Origin of the sequence: Paenibacillus sp. ACRRY (assembly GCF_022346995.1) — a bacterium.
Lineage (GTDB): Bacteria > Bacillota > Bacilli > Paenibacillales > Paenibacillaceae > Paenibacillus.
This window is the reverse complement of record NZ_JAKRNM010000001.1, coordinates 98,552-117,347: the sequence shown is the minus strand read 5'-3', so window position 1 is coordinate 117,347 and position 18,796 is coordinate 98,552. Positions and strand designations below refer to the sequence as shown.

The window sequence follows — 18,796 nt, the reverse complement described above, 5'->3', positions numbered from 1 at the left end:
TGTAGCCTATGTTACCATAGTCACCTTTTTTTGTCACCGTTGATTTTTCGAACTAATGTTGATGAAAGTTTTGATTATAGAGTACTTAATGAGCTCGAAACACCTAGTTTTTCTCAGACCAGGCTTCCACGTCCCAGGTTTTGGTGACCCAATCCTGATAGAATTCCGGTTCATGGGAAACGAGCAATACTGTACCTTTAAACTCTTGTAAAGCCCGTTTTAGCTCTGCTTTTGCTGTTACATCCAGGTGGTTTGTCGGTTCATCAAACAGGATCCAATTACTTTCACGCATCAGAAGCTTGCACAATCGGACTTTCGCTTGTTCTCCCCCACTAAGTGCACTTAGCGGACGGGTGATATGTTCGTTTTTCAAACCACAGCGGGCCAGATGTCCTCGTACTTCGTTCTGCGTCAGGTGGGAGAACTCGTTCCACACATCTTCAATAGGCGTAATATTGCCGGCACGGACTTCCTGTTCAAAATAAGCCGTCTCCAGATAATCTCCCAGGAACGTTTTACCGCTAATCGGAGGTATCTTGCCCAATATGGTTTTAAGAAGTGTTGACTTACCTACACCGTTACATCCAACAATGGCTATTTTCTCACCACGTTCGATTGTCATGGTCATTTTAGGCAGCAAAGGATAGGAATAACCAATCTCAAAATCAATTCCCTCGAATACTGTTTTGCTGCTGGCACGGGCGTCTTTGAATTTAAATGTCGGTTTTGCTGCTTCATCCGGGCGATCGATTCGTTCAATCTTGCCCAGCTGCTTCTCGCGGCTTTTGGCACGTCCGGAAGTGGAGGCTCTTGCCTTGTTACGCTGAATAAAATCTTCCTGTTTCTTAATATATTCCTGCTGCTTCTCATAGGCATCAATATGTTGCGCTTTTTGCATATCGGCCATTTCAAGAAACTTATTGTAGTTGGCAGCATAACGCGTCAATTTAGCAAATTCCAGATGATAAATGACGTTAACGACTTCATTCATGAACTCCGTATCATGCGAAATCAGGATAAATGCATAAGGGTAATCTTTTAAATATCGCGTTAACCATTCAATGTGCTCCACGTCCAGGTAGTTTGTTGGCTCGTCCAGCAAAAGGGCCGTCGGTTTCTCGAGCAACAACTTCGCAAGCAATACTTTGGTCCGTTGCCCTCCGCTTAGAGCAGCAACGTCACGATCAAGCCCAATAGCGGATAATCCGAGACCGTTCGCCATTTCTTCCACTTTCACATCAATCAAATAAAAATCGCCCTGCTCAAGCTGCTCCTGGATTTCACCCATTTCTTCCAGCAGTTTTTCGAGCTGGTCCGGGTCTGCATCAGCCATCTGGTCTGTAATGGCCATCATTTCTTTCTCCAGCTCAAGTAGTGGCAGGAAGGCATCCTTTAATACGTCACGGATTGTTTTGCCAGGAGTCAGCTTGGTATGCTGATCCAAATATCCGTACCGGACTTTTGGTGTCCACTCCACTTTCCCGCTATCTTTCAGCAATTTTCCGGTCAAAATATTCATTAACGTGGACTTTCCTACACCATTTGCTCCGACCAGGCCTACGCGCTCTCCTGCAAGTAAACGAAAAGATACATTTTTAAATAACGTGCGGTCACCAAAATTGTGACTGACGTTCTCTACTGACAATAAACTCATAAGATGAGGTTGCTCCTATCTATTTAACATTACTTTTAATTCGGTATTATTGATACCGGTCAAGTTCTGAACTGAAACCCTATTTTAGCACAGGACCTGCCTTTTCTGAAAGTAATGTAATAGCGCAGCCGTCTTACTCAGTAAATAACTTTGTTAATGTAACAATTATACTCAAAATACCCCGCCGCCGCGGCCTGCCTCCCATCCGTAAAGACTTCTTCAGCTCGAAAATTATTCTTACAAGTTGCTGGATAATAATACTTGATGCCTGTAGAAGGTTCTATCCCTCCGATTACTGCTGTTCTTTTAACCAACCTTCCGCCACCGATGGCATAGGTATTCACCTTATGGCTGCCTACAGGCAAGCCCTGAATAAAGGCCATGATACCTGTATCAGTAATCGTATTGTACCAATCTTCCTGAGAAATAAGGGGCAGCGTAAACGTATAGGATATCCCATTTCTTCTTGCAAACTCATTATGCCGATTAATGACTTCGGCAAGATTTTCCTGCACGCTCATCACGATACGAGTTTGTCTAACCTGCTCAAACGAATCTGAATTCTGCAGCAATGGAATTCCACTAGTTGAAGCCAGTTCACTTTGAAAACCTTCAATCCATTTACCCTGAACGGCATCATAAGCATATACATATCCATCAAGTGTAAAATTAATGCTGCTGCCGTCTGAATCTGAATATGTATAGGGCATTTTGGGACTCCATACCTGGTGGTACGAATCATCAGTCTCACCAGTCATCTCCGCTTCCTTAGCTAAGATATAATAACCATCGTAATCAAGTACAACTATGGCTGGAATATAATCGAACAGTGCATGTATCGCATTAGGATCATCATGTATGCCCATATTCAAGGCCATCGTCTGAGTAAATGTCTGAAGCGCCAGCTCTTTATCTGCCTTTACGAATTTGGTGGAATCATAACCTGCCTCACTGTTTTGCCTCTCATTCTGGTGCATTACGTTTCCCGCGTCCAACACAGCTGTTTGGAGGGCTGATCTATACCTTTGATTTAGAAGCTGAGCTTCATCCGCATCATGAGTACTCCGAGAAACCATCCAAAAAAAGGGTAGAAATATTAGAACAAACACAATGGACAAATCAGTAATCTTCATTCAGAACCATGCCTCCATAAGTCGTAAACACTGCTGCCGCAGGAGCCGTACCATTCAGCCACTCGCGAATCAGCATGGCTGGGGTCCGATTGGTATTTTTAAGTGTAATCGTGAAAAAGTCACCCATGGTCAGTGTGTATCTACGAAGTGGATCATCGGCTTGGTATGTACCCGAGACAGGAAACATCTTTTCCAAAATTTGCGCTGAGTAATATGCATCCTGTACCGTCTCATACGTTCCTGTAAATGTATCTTGAACCATAGGATCCGTGTAATGAGGAACATATTTTTTGTGCAAATGCTCCATGGTAATCTCATAAACATTGCCTGTTCGCGCCAGCTGTTCTTCAAATTCGGCATACATCCCAGGAGAGATGTAACCTTTTGTTCTGACCGAATCCACAAAACGGGTAACCGTCTGATAAGTGACCATTCGCGCTATATCATCTTGTCGATCTGCCGTTTCCGCAGTCGGATATACATATAGCAGAAGTACTGCCAGCATAACTGCTAGCAGCTTGGATACAGCATTTATCAATTGATACTGGCCTCCTTCCAAAATGCAATTCGAAGTAATTCCCCGCTATCATCTCTTATAAACTCCGGTTTATAGAATGCAGACACGTGAACAGGTATGGTCGCACTTCTGTTGATAAGCGGGTCTATCGTATACTTTGCCCCGTCAACCTGCACATCGACCGCTGTACCAGTCATTTGTCTAACCGTATGTAAAACCTCAGCTCCGCTGTAACGAAGTGGTTTGCTTATTCTTAATGTCGTATTTATTCTTCCTTCCATTTCTTCATTCGTGTGCACGCTGGAACTCAAAGCACTGGCCAATACGCTAACGCTTTGTTGTCCATACAGACAGGCTGTTACAAACAGGACTATTGCGGTGCAAAACAACATGAGCTGCTGTGTATTCTGGGACAATGGAAACCAACTCCTGTCAGGATTGCTGGAAGATAAGTCCTCTCACCACATTTGATTTGTCTTTAACGATAACAGCCTTGAACTTTCCACTTGGATTAACGTATTGATTCTCCTTTTCGCTCATTGTCTGATTAATACTACCCACTTTGTTATCTGGAGCAACAACTGAACCGTAGTCCGCATTATTGATATCCTGAGAAATATTCAATTCATTTCCATACCACTGACCACCCTTGTTTTTCCCTGTAATAACCTGGATACCAAATTGATCTTTGTCCGCATACTTGCGCAGTGCGTTAGTAACTTGGGAGCCACTGATCGTTGTCCCGTCATACACCGTAAATGCTGCCTGAGACAATTCTGTCTGAATGTCCGCAAAATTGTTTTGCGCCGTTTTGGTCGCCTCCTGAGCAGAAATAAACAACAGTACCACAATCGTAATAAGGGCAATCGTCAAAAAGATCCCTGCGGCTACCTTTAAAGCACTTGAAGCATTGTTCATGTTAAATCCTCCTATGTTTTGATAAATAAATGTATATCAGACTGGAACAGGTTCAACCTGAACCTCTACAGTTTCTGAATTTGTTCATAATAAATGTTCATTTGCAAGAAGCTCATACCAACAAGCGGGATCACCAGATAGAGAAATATAAGGGCATACATCGGGGTAAAACCAATCATTCTGCCCCACGAGGCTTTCATATCTATCATTCTGGTATACTCCTGCTTCCGCTGATCAAAGTAAAAAGCCATCATGCTGTCGAGATCATCAAATGCTTCCCGGATCGATATTTTACCCAGCGCAAGCTGCAGTTTGTCTACCAAACGTTGAAACTCAGGCAGGCCCGCGTCCTCTTTCAATTGCTCAAGCGCATTTTCTGGCCCATGTTCAAAGTGCAGCAGGCATTTTTGAAGGGGGCGTTTGAAAATGACGGCAAAGCGATTAAGCCATTCCAAAATCTCTTCAACGGACATTCGGTCCATCTCACGCAAAATGGAGATCACCGTCTGATATTGGTAAATTTCATGCTTCATGTCCATACTTCGCATTTTACGCTGAAAAATCATGAGCCATATTGGCATGTAATATCCGGCCGCACCGATAAAAATGGCAATCAGCAGCTCCCACCAGTGCATATACTGCTTGTTGTATATTTCGAGCTTTTGAATAATGCGCAGACTCGTTTCAGTGTGCGTATCGGAGTCTAGTGGGATGGTGGAAACCTGTTGTAACATGTTAAACACATCATCGTAGCTAGTTCCACGTTTCATGCCTAATCGTTCCATCACCTCTCGGTCCAAAGCTGTTTTTTCAACAGCCTGTTTCAGTTCCGCTTCAGCCATCGCTCCAAACATTCGGTCATCTCTTACAGGATCGAAAAGAACATGATTTCGTTCGATATGATGAAGCAGCAATATACAACCGATAGCCAGTGCAAAGGAACACACAAACAACATCAGTCTGCGGATTGCCAGCCACTCGTATTTTAATTCAGCGCTGCTCTCCCTCATCAACCTTACGGTCTGGGTATAATTTGTACTTCCTGGTTTAGCAGCAAACAACATGGCCAATTTACGAATGAATTTTTGGTTATACAAAAAACGGTCTATGATGGAAAGTTTGCGCCCTGATCGGTATCGCGTTTCATCGTAATGCTGAAGTCTCTGCAACAGCAAGTAGGCCAAAATAATGATAATATAAATTGATATTTTGGTAACAAATCCAAGCTTGCTGCGGTAAAACTCATCCATGGTCGGGAAACTGCCTCTAGCCCAGCGTTCAATGGGGGCGGTAAACAATACTGGAGCCAGCGCAATCATATTCAATCCTTTTAAAAGGTAATCCAACTTGTCCCGCCTCAAAATTTCCAGGTGGATTTCCTGAGTCAGGTTTCCCAAGCCTTTCAGGTATATTGAACCTTGAGCCCTGTCTTTGTCCCCAAACTCCATGACCATAAAGGAGATGCCAGCAAAAGCCTTCAGAAATCGGTTGGGGGCTATCTCGTAATACCTCTCCAACGCTTCATTGGGATCTGGTGAAGTTAGCGCCTCATAGATCAGCAGCACCTGATCGGCTGCTTCACCCACACCAGCTTCTCCAGCTTCATAGAGTGCTTCTTCGATCATCCCGTGCTGATGGTATCGATGTCTCACATCCGCGAACAGATCCAACATTTGGACCAGCAGCCGCTTCTCTGTGCGATTCAGCCACAAGTCCACGACAAGACTATTGATCACGACCGCGCAAAGTACAGACAAAATAACGAAAGCAATCCCCGGTTGCAATAAAAACAGCACGATACTAATACTTCCGTATCCTCCCGCAACAATCAGAACAACAGTCATCGTTATCCGTCGTAATGATGCTTCGTCTCCAACATGTCTGAATGAGATCCGTTTCTGTATTAAATAGATGTAAGATGACAAAAGCGGCACCCTCACCCCCCAGCGATAGGACTGCAGCAAAAATGACCTCACCCACACCGTTCGACTGGCAACAGGAGTTAATGCTCCAGGAGCTCTACCGCTTAATCCCTTTCCTCTCTTTTGAAAGAAATGGAGAGCTAGGAACGTAACCACGAGCCCCGAGATACATATCCCCAGCAAAAGGATAAGCCACGATTTAGTTGTCATGCATATCACCCCAGTGCCGCTCGATAAACTGTTCAAAAAGTGATGCATCGTGCAATGTCATTTGGTCCCGCATATCCATGATGCTGCCTGTAGACAAGGGAGCGGTTACCACATATTCGCCATCCTTGTATTCAATGACATTCCGAAAAGCAAACCCTGCCCGCTCTTCCACACTGTCCACCTGATCAGCACGAGGCAAGCACTCTGTTATTCGCTCTATGTATCTGCGTCCTTCGGGATCCTTTTTCATGTGCACATCAAAATTGATGACACTGACGACCTGTTCCTCAGCAATGTGCTCATGTTGAAACATGCCTGTTTTGAGCAAAGAGTTGCGGAGCGAGAATACCAGATCCCGAAACGTCTTGGCATGGTGGGTAAACAGAGTGAACAAACTCGCCACCTGCGACATTTGAATCATCCAGGCAGCAACCTCATCACTCGCAACCTCTCCAAGTATATTGACTGTTCCATCTGTTTTTTTCTGTAAATCCAGTCCTTGTTGACCTGATATATGCTCCGTCTCCCGAAAGCTCAAAATATTACGACGACTGTAGATTCGACGGAGCTGCAGCTCGAATGCCATTTCTTGTACACGCAGGGTGTATGAGGCATAGATATGCTTGACCATCGCCATTAGCAGCGTCGTTTTACCAGATCCCTGAGCACCCGTCACAGCCGTAATACGGCTTCCTTTCATGAGATACTGCAACAATGTAATTGGCAGTTCGGCATTGCTCCCAGTTATTAATTGCTCAAGTGACGCATTGGGAATATCGAATTTCCGGACAAAAAACGCCCATGATTCTGCAAAAGGAGGCCGCACCACAACTACACGAGAGCCATCCTTCATTTCGTTAACCTTATATCCATTCGCTTCAGATAGCTGACCAGGGTAGTTATATTTATAAATATTTTGACAAACCCTTTTCAGTTCCCGTGTACTGCCAAACGATAGAAATGATAGATGGATCGACTTCCCTTTGTAAAAAATCCAAACACTTTCCATACCACTTAACGGAACTTCAACTGGTGTATCCTCCAAGCCATCTTCCAACAGATCATTCCAGGAAGCTGGGTGCTGAACTCCCATATCCTGCATGGCATCCAGCATACCGCTAACCCCACCGCTAACCCCGTCAATTCGCTGGTCTCTGATTTCATCTACAACCGAGAAACCCTTGTAGTGCTGGTATATCCGCTGGACGATAATATCCGTTTTCTCTCTAAATCCAAGTTCACGGTACTCGCATTCAAATACATACCGGATATCTTCCTCAGAAACATAATATCCACCGCCATCCTCAGCACCATCCTCCAACCGAAGTCTGCCCAGATCGTAAGTGTCAATCAAACGTGACAAGGCATCGACGCCGAACTGCTGTCGGTACAGGTAAAAGACAATTTCAAACTGATCTTGAACGGATAACAGCTCGGGTTCCGCAAAAAGGATGACTTCATCCACATTCGTTTTGTTCAGACCTATGTTTCGAGTAAGTAAATCAGCGATCAGGTTCTTTACATAGGTTTTGTCACTTATGCTGCCAGAGACGCAACCCTTCAGCGCTTTTCTCATCTCGGCACGCTGATTGATTCTCCTGCGATATTCTTCTTCATGAAGACCGATATCTGCAAGCTGACTATGACTTAATTCATGCAGCGAGTTCTTCACCTGTTCAGTTAGCATTTCAACCGTAAATGCCTCGCGTTCAGGAGTTCCTGCATTTTTTTGCCGATTAGATGATTTCGTTTTGATCCAGATATATGTCAAAACGGCTATTACAATAATACTGATCCCTATCGTATTCCAGAGCATTGGAGGTTCAGGCTCCCCTTTCCAGCCTTTTCAGAACAGTGCGCATACCTGCACCGTCCATAATCAGGCGAGCAAGTTCAGCCATACTGGCGGCCATGCTCCCTTTTCGAAGATCTCTACTGTCACTCAACCCTTCAAGTTGCAGATACGTAGCCGTATCCCGCCGATTCACAGCATCCAGAAATGCAGTTGTGTAAGGCACAATGGATATGGATCCTTTGTAACGGAAACGTCGGCGAATGTTGTTAACGGTTGCCCTTGCATGCGGATCATACTTGTTGATGACAACATGCATGTTTTGGTTACTCAAGCTATCAGGTTTGATGTGTTCAAAAAACAATTCCAGATCCCGCATATTCTGTGTCAAATTCACTACAACATAATCAGCTTGAGCCAGTAGAACCGTCGCATCCATTCCCTCACGGTCAACATCCAGCAATACCATATCGTAGTACTCATTCGCCACTTCCAGCAGTGCTTTCAACGTTTCTATATGTTCTTTTGGCGTACGTTCCATCTGGTTAATTCTTCCTGTCAATAAATCTAATCTTTCCCGTAATAGCGGCTTCGCGTAATCTCTCAAATTATGCTTGCCTAGACTTCCGCTTATATGTAAACGTTCTACTGCATCCCATCCACCCTCTTCAAATCTGAACAGCGCGTCAGAATGCCCTGACTCCATAGATGGAAGCGGTGATTCAATACCGCTGCCGACTGGACCTGTGTTTACTAATAAAATCCGAGTCCTGTATTGAAGTGCCATGGCGTAGGCGCTAATTACTGCACTGGACGTACTACCCGAGCCTGCAAAAGGACTCCAAAATAAAATGTTGCTCATGCTCTCATCCTTTCCGCTTCCTTTATAGCTCGGCGACTTCGAACACTTTCCCATCCAGTCAATTGTTCGAACAAACGACATAGTGATTTTTTGTAGCTCCGTGACAAAGGCCCTAACCTCACCCGACGATGATGTTCATTTTCTAATTTCACCGCAGCAGTCAGTTCATCCCATGGAAGTATCAAAGATTCACCTGTCCAAACAAAAGGGCTTTCCTCCAGATAGGCCCATAGGTAGCGTTCTTCCAATTTGCAGTCAACTGCATTAATCAGTATGCGCTGAAATGAAAGCTCTGTTGGTAAAGACTGCTCTTCAAGAAGCCGCATTAACCAACCCTTTCCTCGTTCCAGATTGTAACGTTCATAATCACTCACCCAGACTCGAATATCAGCCGTTAGCCATAATTCTCTGGAGGCGAAATGGGAGGTTTCCATGTCATACAAGACATAATCATAGGATTCCAAACCTTCTCCACTAGCCTCCAGATGACTCTCAACCGCGGCCGAAGTTACAAAGTGACAGGCAATATCAAAACCCTCAAATTCAGTGATGCGCAGAGAATGTTGTCCTTCTCCAACCCCATACCCGTACTTTTGTTGTAAAGTTCCGTCAACCAGCAAAACCCGCTTGCCTGAAGTGGCTAAGATTTTGCACAGATATAACATAAGATCATTTTTTTCACATAATCCAGCAAAAATCCAAGTTTGCAATTGATACTCAACCCCTTCCCTATAAAGCATTAATTCGTTGTTATCAGCATTATATTTTTACATTTTGAATGTCTACTATTCTCCACCGGTCAACAGGCTTTTCTGTTCATCCGTATATGCGGAGGACTCGGTGGATTGATTATTTTCATCTGTCGTTTGCTGATTGCTTCCTGATCCATCATTCCATATGACTTCGTCCGAGGTATTGTTAGAGCGAGGTCTGCTGTTATGGGAAACGGATGATTGTGCAACATCTTGCTCAACACTTTGGGACGGCGCTGTTATGGAAGCAGCCAGAGAGCTCTCAAGTGAACTCCTTACCTGTCTCGACAACTCCTGCTCTGCCCTGCGAACAATGTTCGGGTCACTTTCAAGCAGTTTCAGCACTTCATTATTGGCAGGGTACGTTGGAATTGCAGCTGTCTGAAACTGAGGCTCAACATACGTGAGTGCATAAATTGAAGCTTTATGTAAATAGGCATCTACAATGGCGCTAGACAGCGACAGGATCTCTTCCTCGGTCATGGTAATCCACAACGTCGCTTCATTCAGGCGCTCTACTTTCTTCTTGGACAGAAGGATATAGTCCTGACCTGTTGGGAATTGGATGCGAATGTCTATATTATCACCTTGTGCAAGTGAAGAGGGTAATAAAACGACCTGCAGTTCACGATTTCTTAGATCTGGCGGTGCTGGCGTGTCTTCGTACACCATTTCGGTTGTTATCGCTGTTCCTTTTTTCAGTTCTATTTTGGCTACTTGGCCTTCCATCTGTTTGGTGCTGGACCATAAATTACGTGGTGCTTGAGCATCAGGCACTGCAATAAGCTTAATATCCTCGGGCAAGATCGGTTCTCCAGCTTCAACGTCGCGTACCGTTACCCAGCCTTGTGCCCCTGTGTTCCATTGCTGCATTAGTTCTGCCTCTTTTTGCTCATAAGCTGAAGCATACTGGGACTCCATTTCAGATTTGGTGTCATTCATTGTAATCACGTTGTAGATGACATATCCCCCGAACAACAATCCTACTGCTCCCGCACCGGTTAGTCCGGCATAGATCATTTGTCGGCTTTGTTTTCTTAATTTGGACAAAAAAGGCTCTCCTTTCCCAAGCTCCTCTAATCATGATTTTATTCTTCTTGCAAAAAACGAACGCTTCTTGGGCAGCTGCCCGATCAAATGATTCAAGATATGGGCTAATACCTTGTCTGTTTGAGGCTCCCTGTCAAAAGGATCGATGTGCAGTGGAAGTCCGTACACACTTGATGTATTCAATGTTCTACGTACACGCTGAACAGCATCAGTGGCTGCAAGCGGCAGACAATATATCCATTTGTCTCTCGGATAACGATGATGCGAACGAACAAATGCATTGATCTCTGCCTGTTTCCACTCAGCACCTGAACCCACAACAATGGGCAGGTCTGCACGCAGAAACTCCTCCAGTCGATTCTGATCCTGACCACTACCCAGATCCATAACAATGAATTGATAGCTGCCACCCAGCAGAGACAAAATATCTGCTCGTCCGGACTGTTTCCAATAGTGCACTCCGTCCACTGCAAACTGTCTGCCTGCCGATAACGGCTTCCCAGCCTGGGCAACTTGCTGAATTCTTGCAAACGATTGGGAGCGCGGAGACATCTCGATGACTGCCACCTTAAACTGTTGTCTCTCTAAGTAATGGCTAATGGCTATAGCGGTATGCGTAACCCCAACACCTGAAGATGCTCCTGTCAAAGCAATAACTCTAGTTCCGCCGCTAATTGTCAATGTTGTCGATTCATTGCTCTCCGTTATTCCAGGTCTTCGAAGCAGTTCTTTGCGGACTTCATCGGCAGTTTGGAAGCGCTCCTCCGGGTTCTGTCTCAGCAATCTTCGTACAACCGGAATGTAAGTGCGTGGCACATCACTGCGTATAGAACTTTCGACGCCCTGTATCCATTCCGTATACGTACCACCCGTCATGAGGTAGAGCAGCAATGCTCCGAGCCCATACAAATCCGACCTTGCATCCGTCTGTCCCGTACCGTATTGTTCTGGAGCAGCAAACCCTGCCGTACCCAGTTTCACCGTATCCTCTGTATGCTGAGCTTTGAAGCTGCGAGCAATGCCAAAATCAATCAACCTGACTTCATAGTCTGGAGTTATCATAATGTTGGATGGCTTCAGATCGCGATAGATCACTGCTGGATTCAGACCATGCAAATAACTGAGCACGTCAAGTAGTTGAAGTACAAAATCTGTCATATGTTCGAGGGGGATCTTTCCGCGACATTGCTTGTGATAGTCACTCAGTGTCTGACCCTCAATGTACTCCATTACCAGATACGTGTAGCCCTCTTCATCCGGCACAAAAAAATCAACAATCAGCGGTAATCTGGGGTGCCTGAGTGATGTCAGAAGAGCAGCCTCCGTCTCCATATTGGATTCGTAAGGGATCGTTGCAACACTTTCTTTAATCGCCCAGGTCTTACCTGGCAACTTCATATCTTCTGCCTTATATACGTGACTCATTCCACCTGTACCTAGTACGGACTCGATCCGATATCGTCCTCCCAGCAGGCTTCCGTGTTCCAGCCTCGCCGGATATCTCATTTATAATCCTCCTCCCTGCATAACAAAAAAGGGAAAGCTTACCGAAGTAGAACAGACCGGTTATCCGGACTTGTCCACCTCGGGATGCTTTCCCTTGGAATCATTATGGTTAATATTGGTATCATTATAGTATACGCCATAAGATATTGTAAAGTAGTAAATTTAAAATCTTTATCGGCTTAATATTTAATCATATAAAGTGTTATTTCCTCACGATTGTGGAACAATTGTTTGGATCGTTGAATCTGCATCCGTGAACGCTCAAACGTATCAATGACTTCCTTGATCAGCGCGAGTGGTTTCTTATGAAGCAATTTTACTGTAACAACCGCTGTTCCACCAGATTGAAGACTGTATAACAAGTCCGAAACGAGTCGGCTCATCAGTTTAGGACTCCAGCTCATGTCACAGACAAGCAGGTCAAATTCACCTTCACGGAACCGGACATCACCTGCATTCTTTTTTAAAAAAGTTAATTTGGGTGATTCCAGAAGCGTGGCATCCATTTTAGCCGGGTCCACTGCTGTGACTTCAAGACCACGTTCAAGCAGAAAGGAAGTCCAACCACCAGGGGCCGCACCAATATCAAGCGCTTTGTGAAACGATGCAAAATCAATGCCAAATGTCTGCTCTGCCTCAAGCAGCTTGAATTTCGCTCGTGAGATCTGGCCTTCCTCTTTTTGAAAGCGTACAGCTCCCCCGGACCAGTCGGAAAGGTTCTGTTCAGGTCGTGATATACCAGCATACAATGCATCATCTGCCGCAAACACAGAAATAACAGTGTCTGCATCGCGAACAACCCACTCACAGCCTAGAGCATCCAGCTTTTCGGTCAACAATTGCTTCAATGAAGCGGCGTTATCCAGCCAAAATGAACCTTCCGTTTTGCGAACCTGTAATGCCACTTTGGTTCCGGTCAACTCCGTATGATTTGTAATATAGGCAATCAGTTTCTCCATCGTCTGATCAGAATCTTCCGTATTCTCTTGAAACTGAACAGGCTGAATGTGACGTAAAAACGTTGGATTTTCCTCAAGGAGTTTGATCGATACCTCTTCCTCTGTTACCGGCAAGCCGGCAAGAAGGATTTCACCCGGTACGAGTACCGTGCTTTTAACAGCACCGAATGTACGGCGCAATTCTTCCTGAGCATAAGGTGCAAAGCCATGATTAGCTGTGCAGATAAAACGGGAGAAGTTACCTTCTCCCCAAGACGACTGTGTACTCAACTTGTGTTACCCTCCAGAACGTACGCGAATCCACGGTCGATCATGATCCCACTGGATGTCGACCGGAATGTCGTACGTATGCTTAATTGTATCCTGTGTCAAAACTTCATATTTGGTTCCCGCCGCAGCAATACGACCTTCGCGAATCAATGCTACATGTGTAAATAACGGCACGATCTCTTCCACATGATGCGTTACATATACTACTGTTATATTACGCTGACGAAGTCGGTCGATTTCAGCCAACATTTTTTCCCGTTCATACAGATCGAGTCCAGCGCACGGCTCGTCCATAATTAATAACTTAGGATCCGCCATCAATGAACGTGCCAGCATGACTTTTTTTCGCTCGCCTTGGGAAAGTGTACCCAGCGGGTGGTTAGCCAGTTTAGCAAATCCCATGTCATCCAGAAGATTCAAGGCTTTGGTTTTTACTTCATCGGGAATCGTCTGATAAAAACGCAAAAAGGCAAATGCACCTGTCGCAACGACCTCCCAGACCGGATCTCGCAATGTCAGTTTCTCAATCAGCGTTTGACTGATATAACCAATCTCTTTTCTGACCTCACGAACGTCACATTGCCCATATAAGTTCCCCAGCACCTCAATACGCCCTTGACTGGGAAACATATATCCATTCATCATTTCCAGCAGCGTTGTTTTGCCTGAACCATTACGTCCCAGAATGACCCAATGCTCGCCCTGCTCAATATGCAGATGAACGTCATCCAGGATCTGATTGTCCTCACGGCGGAGAGAAACATGCTCCATCGAAATAATCCTCATTTTAGGACCGCCTTTCGAATTTCGTTTAGCAGATGCTCCACCGAGGACATTCGATAAATCATTTTTGGTACATCCTGTTCTCCATCAAACAGCATCACTGCAGGTACACTTGAAATTTGAAACTGCTGCACAAGATCCGGAATATCATGGATGTTCATTTCAAATAATGTGTTCTCGGGCAGCAAATGCTCCGCAATTTCCAGCATTCTTCTCGCTGCAGCACATGTACCGCATAAAGGGGTGTAGATAAATACAGCCTGAGGAATGCCTTCCCACACACCGCGCATCAAAAGCTTCGAATGGATGGGCTTCATAAGCTATGCTTTCCAGCGGCAACCCGCAGCATAACCTCACCTGTCATCGGACCGTTGTGTACCTTTACAGTGTCAGGTTTATTGGTATATAACAATTCGTACATCTGACGTTTGCCGTACATGCTGGATGTGTGTAGATAAATTTCGCGCGGAAACAGCCCTTCCCGTACAATGGCAGCTGCAACTTCTCCGCCATTTGGCGAATCCGGACCCAATTCATAATCCAGAGACAGGATATCCACATCACCTTCCCTGAGCAGCATCAGACATTCTTCAGCATTGGTAGCCAGGACAAATCCCTTGGGACATGACCGGTAATCATCCAAGAAAACATGCATACAACCACTCCTCTCCCCGTTTACATCCAGGAACGCATGACCTCAATATCCTCTTTATGCGTCCCATCCTCACCTGTCTCGGTTTCCAACACAACGACAGCCGGTTGGAACTCAGGCGAACTCAACAATTCTTGCATCGCTTTGCTTCCTATATATCCCTGACCGATTCGTGCATGTCGATCCTTGCACGAGCCGGAAGCATATTTGGAGTCATTAAAATGCACAGCAGCAAGTGCATCCCAGTACCCGAGCTGTCTGCCTTTTTGAAGCATATCCAGTTCCATATTGCTGTGCCACATCCCTGAAGCAAAAGCATGACATGTGTCAAAACAAAAAGCAATATGATCCGGAAATTGGCTCAGCTTGCGAATCTGAATCATTTCTTCCATGGTCGTGCCCATTGGCCCGTGGTCACCTGCCTGATTTTCGAGCAAAACTTTTGCCTGTCCATTCCAGTCTTCCAGAACTGTATCGAGACAATGGATGAGATTCTGATACCCCTCAAGCGGTTGATCACTCTTAAGATGACCAAAATGAACCACAGTGCCTACTGAGCCGCACGCATCTGCAATATGCAGGTCATTCCTTATGGAAGCTACAGTAGCATGAAACCCCGCCTCTCCACGGGTGATGCCCAAAGCCGGATTCGTCGGATAGGGTGAGTGTGCAATGGACGCGATGCCTTTCTCCTCACACCATTCCCTGCACAGCTCAGCATCTTTAAGGTCAAGATCTTTCAAACCAAGACTCCGGGGGTTCTTCGGAAAATATTGAAATGCCGTAGCCCCCATATCATATGCCCTCTTGGCTGCTTGTAAAAATCCACCTCTCGTGCTGACGTGTGCACCGATTCCGTAATTAGGCCTCATGCTGACAATTCGGACAGAAGAAAGCCTTCTTCCCCGTAATTTCTACTCGTTCAATTGTGCCTCCACAACGTGGACAGCTTTCCCCTTCGCGATCGTATACCCTGCATTGCTCATCAAAACTTCCTGTCTTCGTGTCCCCTTGCATCAGCGGCATTTCCATATAACCGCCCTCCGAAGCTGCTTCACGGAGCACCGATTGCATAGAACGGAACAAACGCTCTGTAAGTTCTGGAGAACTGGCGATATTCTGCGTTTTGGAACTTGGTCTCAAACCTGCAGCAAAGGCAATTTCATCCGAGTAACAATTGCCGATACCAGCAATAATGTGCTGATTAACCAAGGTCGTTTTGAGCGTTCCACGGCGTCCTTTCAGCAATGAAGCAAAACGCTCAGGATTCATGCGCCGATCAAGCGGCTCAGGTCCGAGATCGGACATGGCTTCTTCCGTTTCCTTGGATGTAAGCAAGTGCAAATAACCCAATCGGAGTCCAATAAAGAATAAGATACGATCACCAAATTGAATCTCAACTTGTGTCGACCGATCGGGACGATCTGCCTCAGTACCCCAGTAAATCATGCCACCCAGCATGAGATGGAGCACCAGTCGTTTACCGCTTGCCAAATGAAAAATAAGATGCTTAGCCCGGCGCTCGACAAAAATAATACGATTGCCTGTAAGTTCGCGTGTAAATTCCTCTGGATCCTTGTTGATGGATTTTTCCCGATTAACGACAACACCAGTAATAGGTAAATCAAGTATTTCTGCGGACAATAATGTCCGATAGTTTTCCATTTCCGGCAGTTCCGGCATCTATATCTATCCCTTCTTGGATGCTTGGCTCGCGTGTTGCGACAACCACTCAATCAGTTTATGCAAATTATCAAACACATGATCAGGACGTATCTTGGTAGCGCTAATATGATTGTCCATATTTTCTTTCGTTGTGACTCCAGTCAATACGAGCAATGTCTCGCATCCAGCCGCAGCTCCTGCTGCAATATCGGTACGCATATTGTCCCCGATCACAGCGACTTCATCAGCCCTTAGATTTAAACGCTCAATCGCTGATTTCATAATTATACTTGAAGGCTTGCCGATTACGGTTGGTGAAACACCTGTAGCCGCTTCGATCGCAGCACCAATGGTTCCTGCTCCGGGGGTCAAGCCATCATCAGATGGGAGCTGCAGATCTGGATTGGTCAGGATTGATTTTGCTCCGTCATTGATCCACCGCAGTGCCTTGGTTAGTTTTTGGTAGGAAAATTCTCGGTCAATGCCTTGGATAACGTATTCCGGCTTTTCTTCCGTCCTTTGCAATCCTGCTTCATCGATAGCCTGAAGTAAACCAGCTTCTCCAATGCAGGCAACCTTCGCACCAGGAGATTCCTCAGCTACATATTCAGCAGCAGAAACTGCAGATGTGCATACTTGAGAAGCTTCCGCTGGAATTCCCATTTCGTTCAAGTGATCTGCAACCCCTTGTGGTGTACGGGAAGAATTATTTGTTACAAATAAATAAGGTACAGCCTGTTCATTCAGCGTCTGAATAAGCTTGTCTGCCCCTTCAATCCGATGTCTGCCATGATAGAGTGTTCCATCCAGATCGATCAGATAGGCCTTAATCATACAGAGCACTTCCTTTCTTTTAGACCATTAACAATTCATGTCCTTAATTACTTTTGATGATTTTTTGATCCATAGCTATGTATTTCAAAAAATAATATGGGCACGCTCGTATGAACACGCAACACGTCGAACCGAATCGAACCCAGACGTTTTGACTCGCGCGCCTTCTGTACAAGCTTGTCATTTCCTGCGCTTTCCCGGAAAATAATTTGACTCATTTCCCTGCTCATATTGCCCATCCTACACGCTTTCCGATCAGATTGCAAAAGGGACCTCAGGGCCTATCCCCTTCAGTCCCGCCTGAATTTCCATCTTTAAACCAAACTTTTTTGGAGCCAAACTGCCTTAACTATAACTGAGCTCCATTCTGATGATGAATGACAGGTATCAACTGATGCTCATTCGCCAATCTGGAGTTAGGAAAAACGGCCTTTGCCTCCTCCAAAAGGGGCTGCAGCTGTTCTTCATCCTTATAGCGAGAGCTAAAATGAGTCATAATCAATTCTCCAACATCTGCTGCTCTAGCCGCCTCGGCCGCTTGCTTAGCAGTACTATGATAATACTCATGAGCTGTATCGGCCAAATCATTCATAAATGTTGCTTCATGTACAAGTACATCTGCATGCTTAGCGAGGGGCAATACATTCGCACACGGTCGTGTATCTCCCAAAATGGTTATCACTTTGCCGCGTTTGGGAGCTCCTAACACATCCTCCGGACGAACTGTACTGCCGTCATCCAAGGTTATTGTCTCTCCCCGTTTAAGCCGACCAAAAAGAGGACCCGGCTTCAAACCGTACTCAGCCAGCTTGGCTTGATCGAGACTGCCTGGACGATCCTTCTCCGTAATTCGGTAGCCGTAGCTGTCGATTCGGTGTTCCAGCAATGCAGACTCTACAATGAAACTCTCGTCTTCAAACAGCAAACCACCTGTATGCTCAATAATCTTCAACTCATAGTTAATCCGAGACTGACTTAATTCCATTACGGTTGTAATCATACGTTCTGTCCCAGGCGGTCCATAAACCGTAAGGGGTGTCGTCCCTCCCTGGTAAGCTCTACTCGAAAGCAGGCCGGGAAGCCCGAATACGTGGTCTCCATGAAGATGGGTAATGAAGATTTTCTCCAATTTACTCAGTTTTAGTGGTGAACTCAAAATTTGGTGCTGGGTTCCTTCCCCACAGTCAAACAACCACAAAGCTCTTCGCTCATCCAACATGCGGAGCCCAATGGAAGTTACATTCCGCTGCAGTGTAGGTACACCAGCGTTAGTTCCCAGGAAATATAGTTCCATCCGGATTGCACCTCTTTCTGTTG

19 protein-coding genes are annotated in these 18,796 nt (G+C 45.5%); all 19 read right to left on the bottom strand.

Features of this window, described 5'->3' with window-relative positions; genetic code table 11:
• Positions 1–103: 103 nt before the first annotated feature.
• Entirely contained in the window at positions 104–1,654 is a 1,551-nt protein-coding gene (locus MH144_RS00575; protein WP_095286466.1) for an ABC-F family ATP-binding cassette domain-containing protein, read from the bottom strand.
• A 137-nt stretch (positions 1,655–1,791) separates the two neighbouring features.
• Positions 1,792–2,787: a hypothetical protein gene (locus MH144_RS00570; protein WP_239296364.1), complete on the bottom strand. Its 996-nt coding sequence runs from the start codon at positions 2,785–2,787 to the stop codon at positions 1,792–1,794.
• Positions 2,774–3,325 (bottom strand): hypothetical protein, encoded by a 552-nt coding sequence (locus tag MH144_RS00565; protein ID WP_239296362.1) that lies wholly within the window; start codon positions 3,323–3,325, stop codon positions 2,774–2,776. Before MH144_RS00565 ends, MH144_RS00570 begins: the two co-directional genes overlap by 14 nt.
• Complete coding sequence (locus MH144_RS00560) at positions 3,322–3,720, bottom strand: hypothetical protein (RefSeq protein WP_239296360.1); 399 nt, start codon at positions 3,718–3,720, stop codon at positions 3,322–3,324. Before MH144_RS00560 ends, MH144_RS00565 begins: the two co-directional genes overlap by 4 nt.
• Before the next feature lie 16 nt (positions 3,721–3,736).
• Positions 3,737–4,222: an ABC transporter permease gene (locus tag MH144_RS00555; RefSeq protein WP_239296358.1), complete on the bottom strand. Its 486-nt coding sequence runs from the start codon at positions 4,220–4,222 to the stop codon at positions 3,737–3,739.
• 65 nt (positions 4,223–4,287) lie between these two features.
• Positions 4,288–6,354 carry a hypothetical protein gene (locus MH144_RS00550; protein ID WP_239296356.1) on the bottom strand — a complete coding sequence of 689 codons (2,067 nt, stop codon included), beginning with the start codon at positions 6,352–6,354 and terminating at the stop codon, positions 4,288–4,290.
• Complete coding sequence (locus MH144_RS00545) at positions 6,344–8,170, bottom strand: ATPase, T2SS/T4P/T4SS family (protein WP_239296354.1); 1,827 nt, start codon at positions 8,168–8,170, stop codon at positions 6,344–6,346. Before MH144_RS00545 ends, MH144_RS00550 begins: the two co-directional genes overlap by 11 nt.
• A 7-nt stretch (positions 8,171–8,177) precedes the next feature.
• Positions 8,178–9,008, bottom strand: a complete 831-nt coding sequence (locus MH144_RS00540) for a CpaE/TadZ family protein (RefSeq protein ID WP_239296337.1) — start codon at positions 9,006–9,008, stop codon at positions 8,178–8,180.
• Positions 9,005–9,718, bottom strand: coding sequence for a hypothetical protein (locus tag MH144_RS00535; RefSeq protein ID WP_239296335.1), 714 nt, complete (start codon positions 9,716–9,718; stop codon positions 9,005–9,007). The genes MH144_RS00540 and MH144_RS00535 overlap by 4 nt, the downstream gene beginning before the upstream one ends.
• A 75-nt stretch (positions 9,719–9,793) precedes the next feature.
• Positions 9,794–10,810, bottom strand: coding sequence for an SAF domain-containing protein (locus MH144_RS00530; RefSeq protein ID WP_239296326.1), 1,017 nt, complete (start codon positions 10,808–10,810; stop codon positions 9,794–9,796).
• Between the two features lie 30 nt (positions 10,811–10,840).
• Positions 10,841–12,316 (bottom strand): serine/threonine protein kinase, encoded by a 1,476-nt coding sequence (locus MH144_RS00525; RefSeq protein WP_239296324.1) that lies wholly within the window; start codon positions 12,314–12,316, stop codon positions 10,841–10,843.
• Between the two features lie 179 nt (positions 12,317–12,495).
• The gene (locus MH144_RS00520) at positions 12,496–13,545 is read right to left on the bottom strand and encodes a 23S rRNA (cytidine(2498)-2'-O)-methyltransferase RlmM (protein WP_239296322.1); all 1,050 of its coding nucleotides are present in this window, start codon (positions 13,543–13,545) and stop codon (positions 12,496–12,498) included.
• 6 nt (positions 13,546–13,551) lie between these two features.
• On the bottom strand, positions 13,552–14,325 hold the full coding sequence (locus MH144_RS00515; protein ID WP_239299198.1) for an ABC transporter ATP-binding protein: 774 nt from the start codon (positions 14,323–14,325) through the stop codon (positions 13,552–13,554).
• Positions 14,326–14,327: 2 nt separating this feature from the next.
• On the bottom strand, positions 14,328–14,645 hold the full coding sequence (locus MH144_RS00510) for a thioredoxin family protein (RefSeq protein WP_239296312.1): 318 nt from the start codon (positions 14,643–14,645) through the stop codon (positions 14,328–14,330).
• Positions 14,642–14,983: a cyclic-phosphate processing receiver domain-containing protein gene (locus tag MH144_RS00505; protein ID WP_239296310.1), complete on the bottom strand. Its 342-nt coding sequence runs from the start codon at positions 14,981–14,983 to the stop codon at positions 14,642–14,644. The genes MH144_RS00510 and MH144_RS00505 overlap by 4 nt, the downstream gene beginning before the upstream one ends.
• Before the next feature lie 20 nt (positions 14,984–15,003).
• Positions 15,004–15,852 (bottom strand): deoxyribonuclease IV, encoded by an 849-nt coding sequence (locus MH144_RS00500; RefSeq protein WP_239296299.1) that lies wholly within the window; start codon positions 15,850–15,852, stop codon positions 15,004–15,006.
• The gene (locus MH144_RS00495) at positions 15,842–16,663 is read right to left on the bottom strand and encodes an Fpg/Nei family DNA glycosylase (RefSeq protein WP_239296297.1); all 822 of its coding nucleotides are present in this window, start codon (positions 16,661–16,663) and stop codon (positions 15,842–15,844) included. Before MH144_RS00495 ends, MH144_RS00500 begins: the two co-directional genes overlap by 11 nt.
• A gap of 6 nt (positions 16,664–16,669) precedes the next feature.
• Positions 16,670–17,479 carry a TIGR01457 family HAD-type hydrolase gene (locus MH144_RS00490; RefSeq protein ID WP_239296295.1) on the bottom strand — a complete coding sequence of 270 codons (810 nt, stop codon included), beginning with the start codon at positions 17,477–17,479 and terminating at the stop codon, positions 16,670–16,672.
• 349 nt (positions 17,480–17,828) lie between these two features.
• A complete protein-coding gene (gene rnz, locus MH144_RS00485) occupies positions 17,829–18,773 on the bottom strand; it encodes a ribonuclease Z (RefSeq protein WP_239296293.1) in 945 nt (314 codons plus the stop codon).
• Positions 18,774–18,796: the final 23 nt, after the last annotated feature.

Coding starts and splice junctions, on each gene's coding strand:
- MH144_RS00500 (WP_239296299.1), bottom strand. CDS start 15,852: ATGAGGCCTAATTACGGAATCGGTGCACACGTCAGCACGAGAGGTGGA.
- rnz (WP_239296293.1), bottom strand. CDS start 18,773: ATGGAACTATATTTCCTGGGAACTAACGCTGGTGTACCTACACTGCAG.
- MH144_RS00490 (WP_239296295.1), bottom strand. CDS start 17,479: ATGATTAAGGCCTATCTGATCGATCTGGATGGAACACTCTATCATGGC.
- MH144_RS00510 (WP_239296312.1), bottom strand. CDS start 14,645: ATGAAGCCCATCCATTCGAAGCTTTTGATGCGCGGTGTGTGGGAAGGC.
- MH144_RS00505 (WP_239296310.1), bottom strand. CDS start 14,983: ATGCATGTTTTCTTGGATGATTACCGGTCATGTCCCAAGGGATTTGTC.
- MH144_RS00555 (WP_239296358.1), bottom strand. CDS start 4,222: ATGAACAATGCTTCAAGTGCTTTAAAGGTAGCCGCAGGGATCTTTTTG.
- MH144_RS00495 (WP_239296297.1), bottom strand. CDS start 16,663: ATGCCGGAACTGCCGGAAATGGAAAACTATCGGACATTATTGTCCGCA.
- MH144_RS00545 (WP_239296354.1), bottom strand. CDS start 8,170: ATGCTCTGGAATACGATAGGGATCAGTATTATTGTAATAGCCGTTTTG.
- MH144_RS00570 (WP_239296364.1), bottom strand. CDS start 2,787: ATGAAGATTACTGATTTGTCCATTGTGTTTGTTCTAATATTTCTACCC.
- MH144_RS00525 (WP_239296324.1), bottom strand. CDS start 12,316: ATGAGATATCCGGCGAGGCTGGAACACGGAAGCCTGCTGGGAGGACGA.
- MH144_RS00575 (WP_095286466.1), bottom strand. CDS start 1,654: ATGAGTTTATTGTCAGTAGAGAACGTCAGTCACAATTTTGGTGACCGC.
- MH144_RS00540 (WP_239296337.1), bottom strand. CDS start 9,008: ATGAGCAACATTTTATTTTGGAGTCCTTTTGCAGGCTCGGGTAGTACG.
- MH144_RS00550 (WP_239296356.1), bottom strand. CDS start 6,354: ATGACAACTAAATCGTGGCTTATCCTTTTGCTGGGGATATGTATCTCG.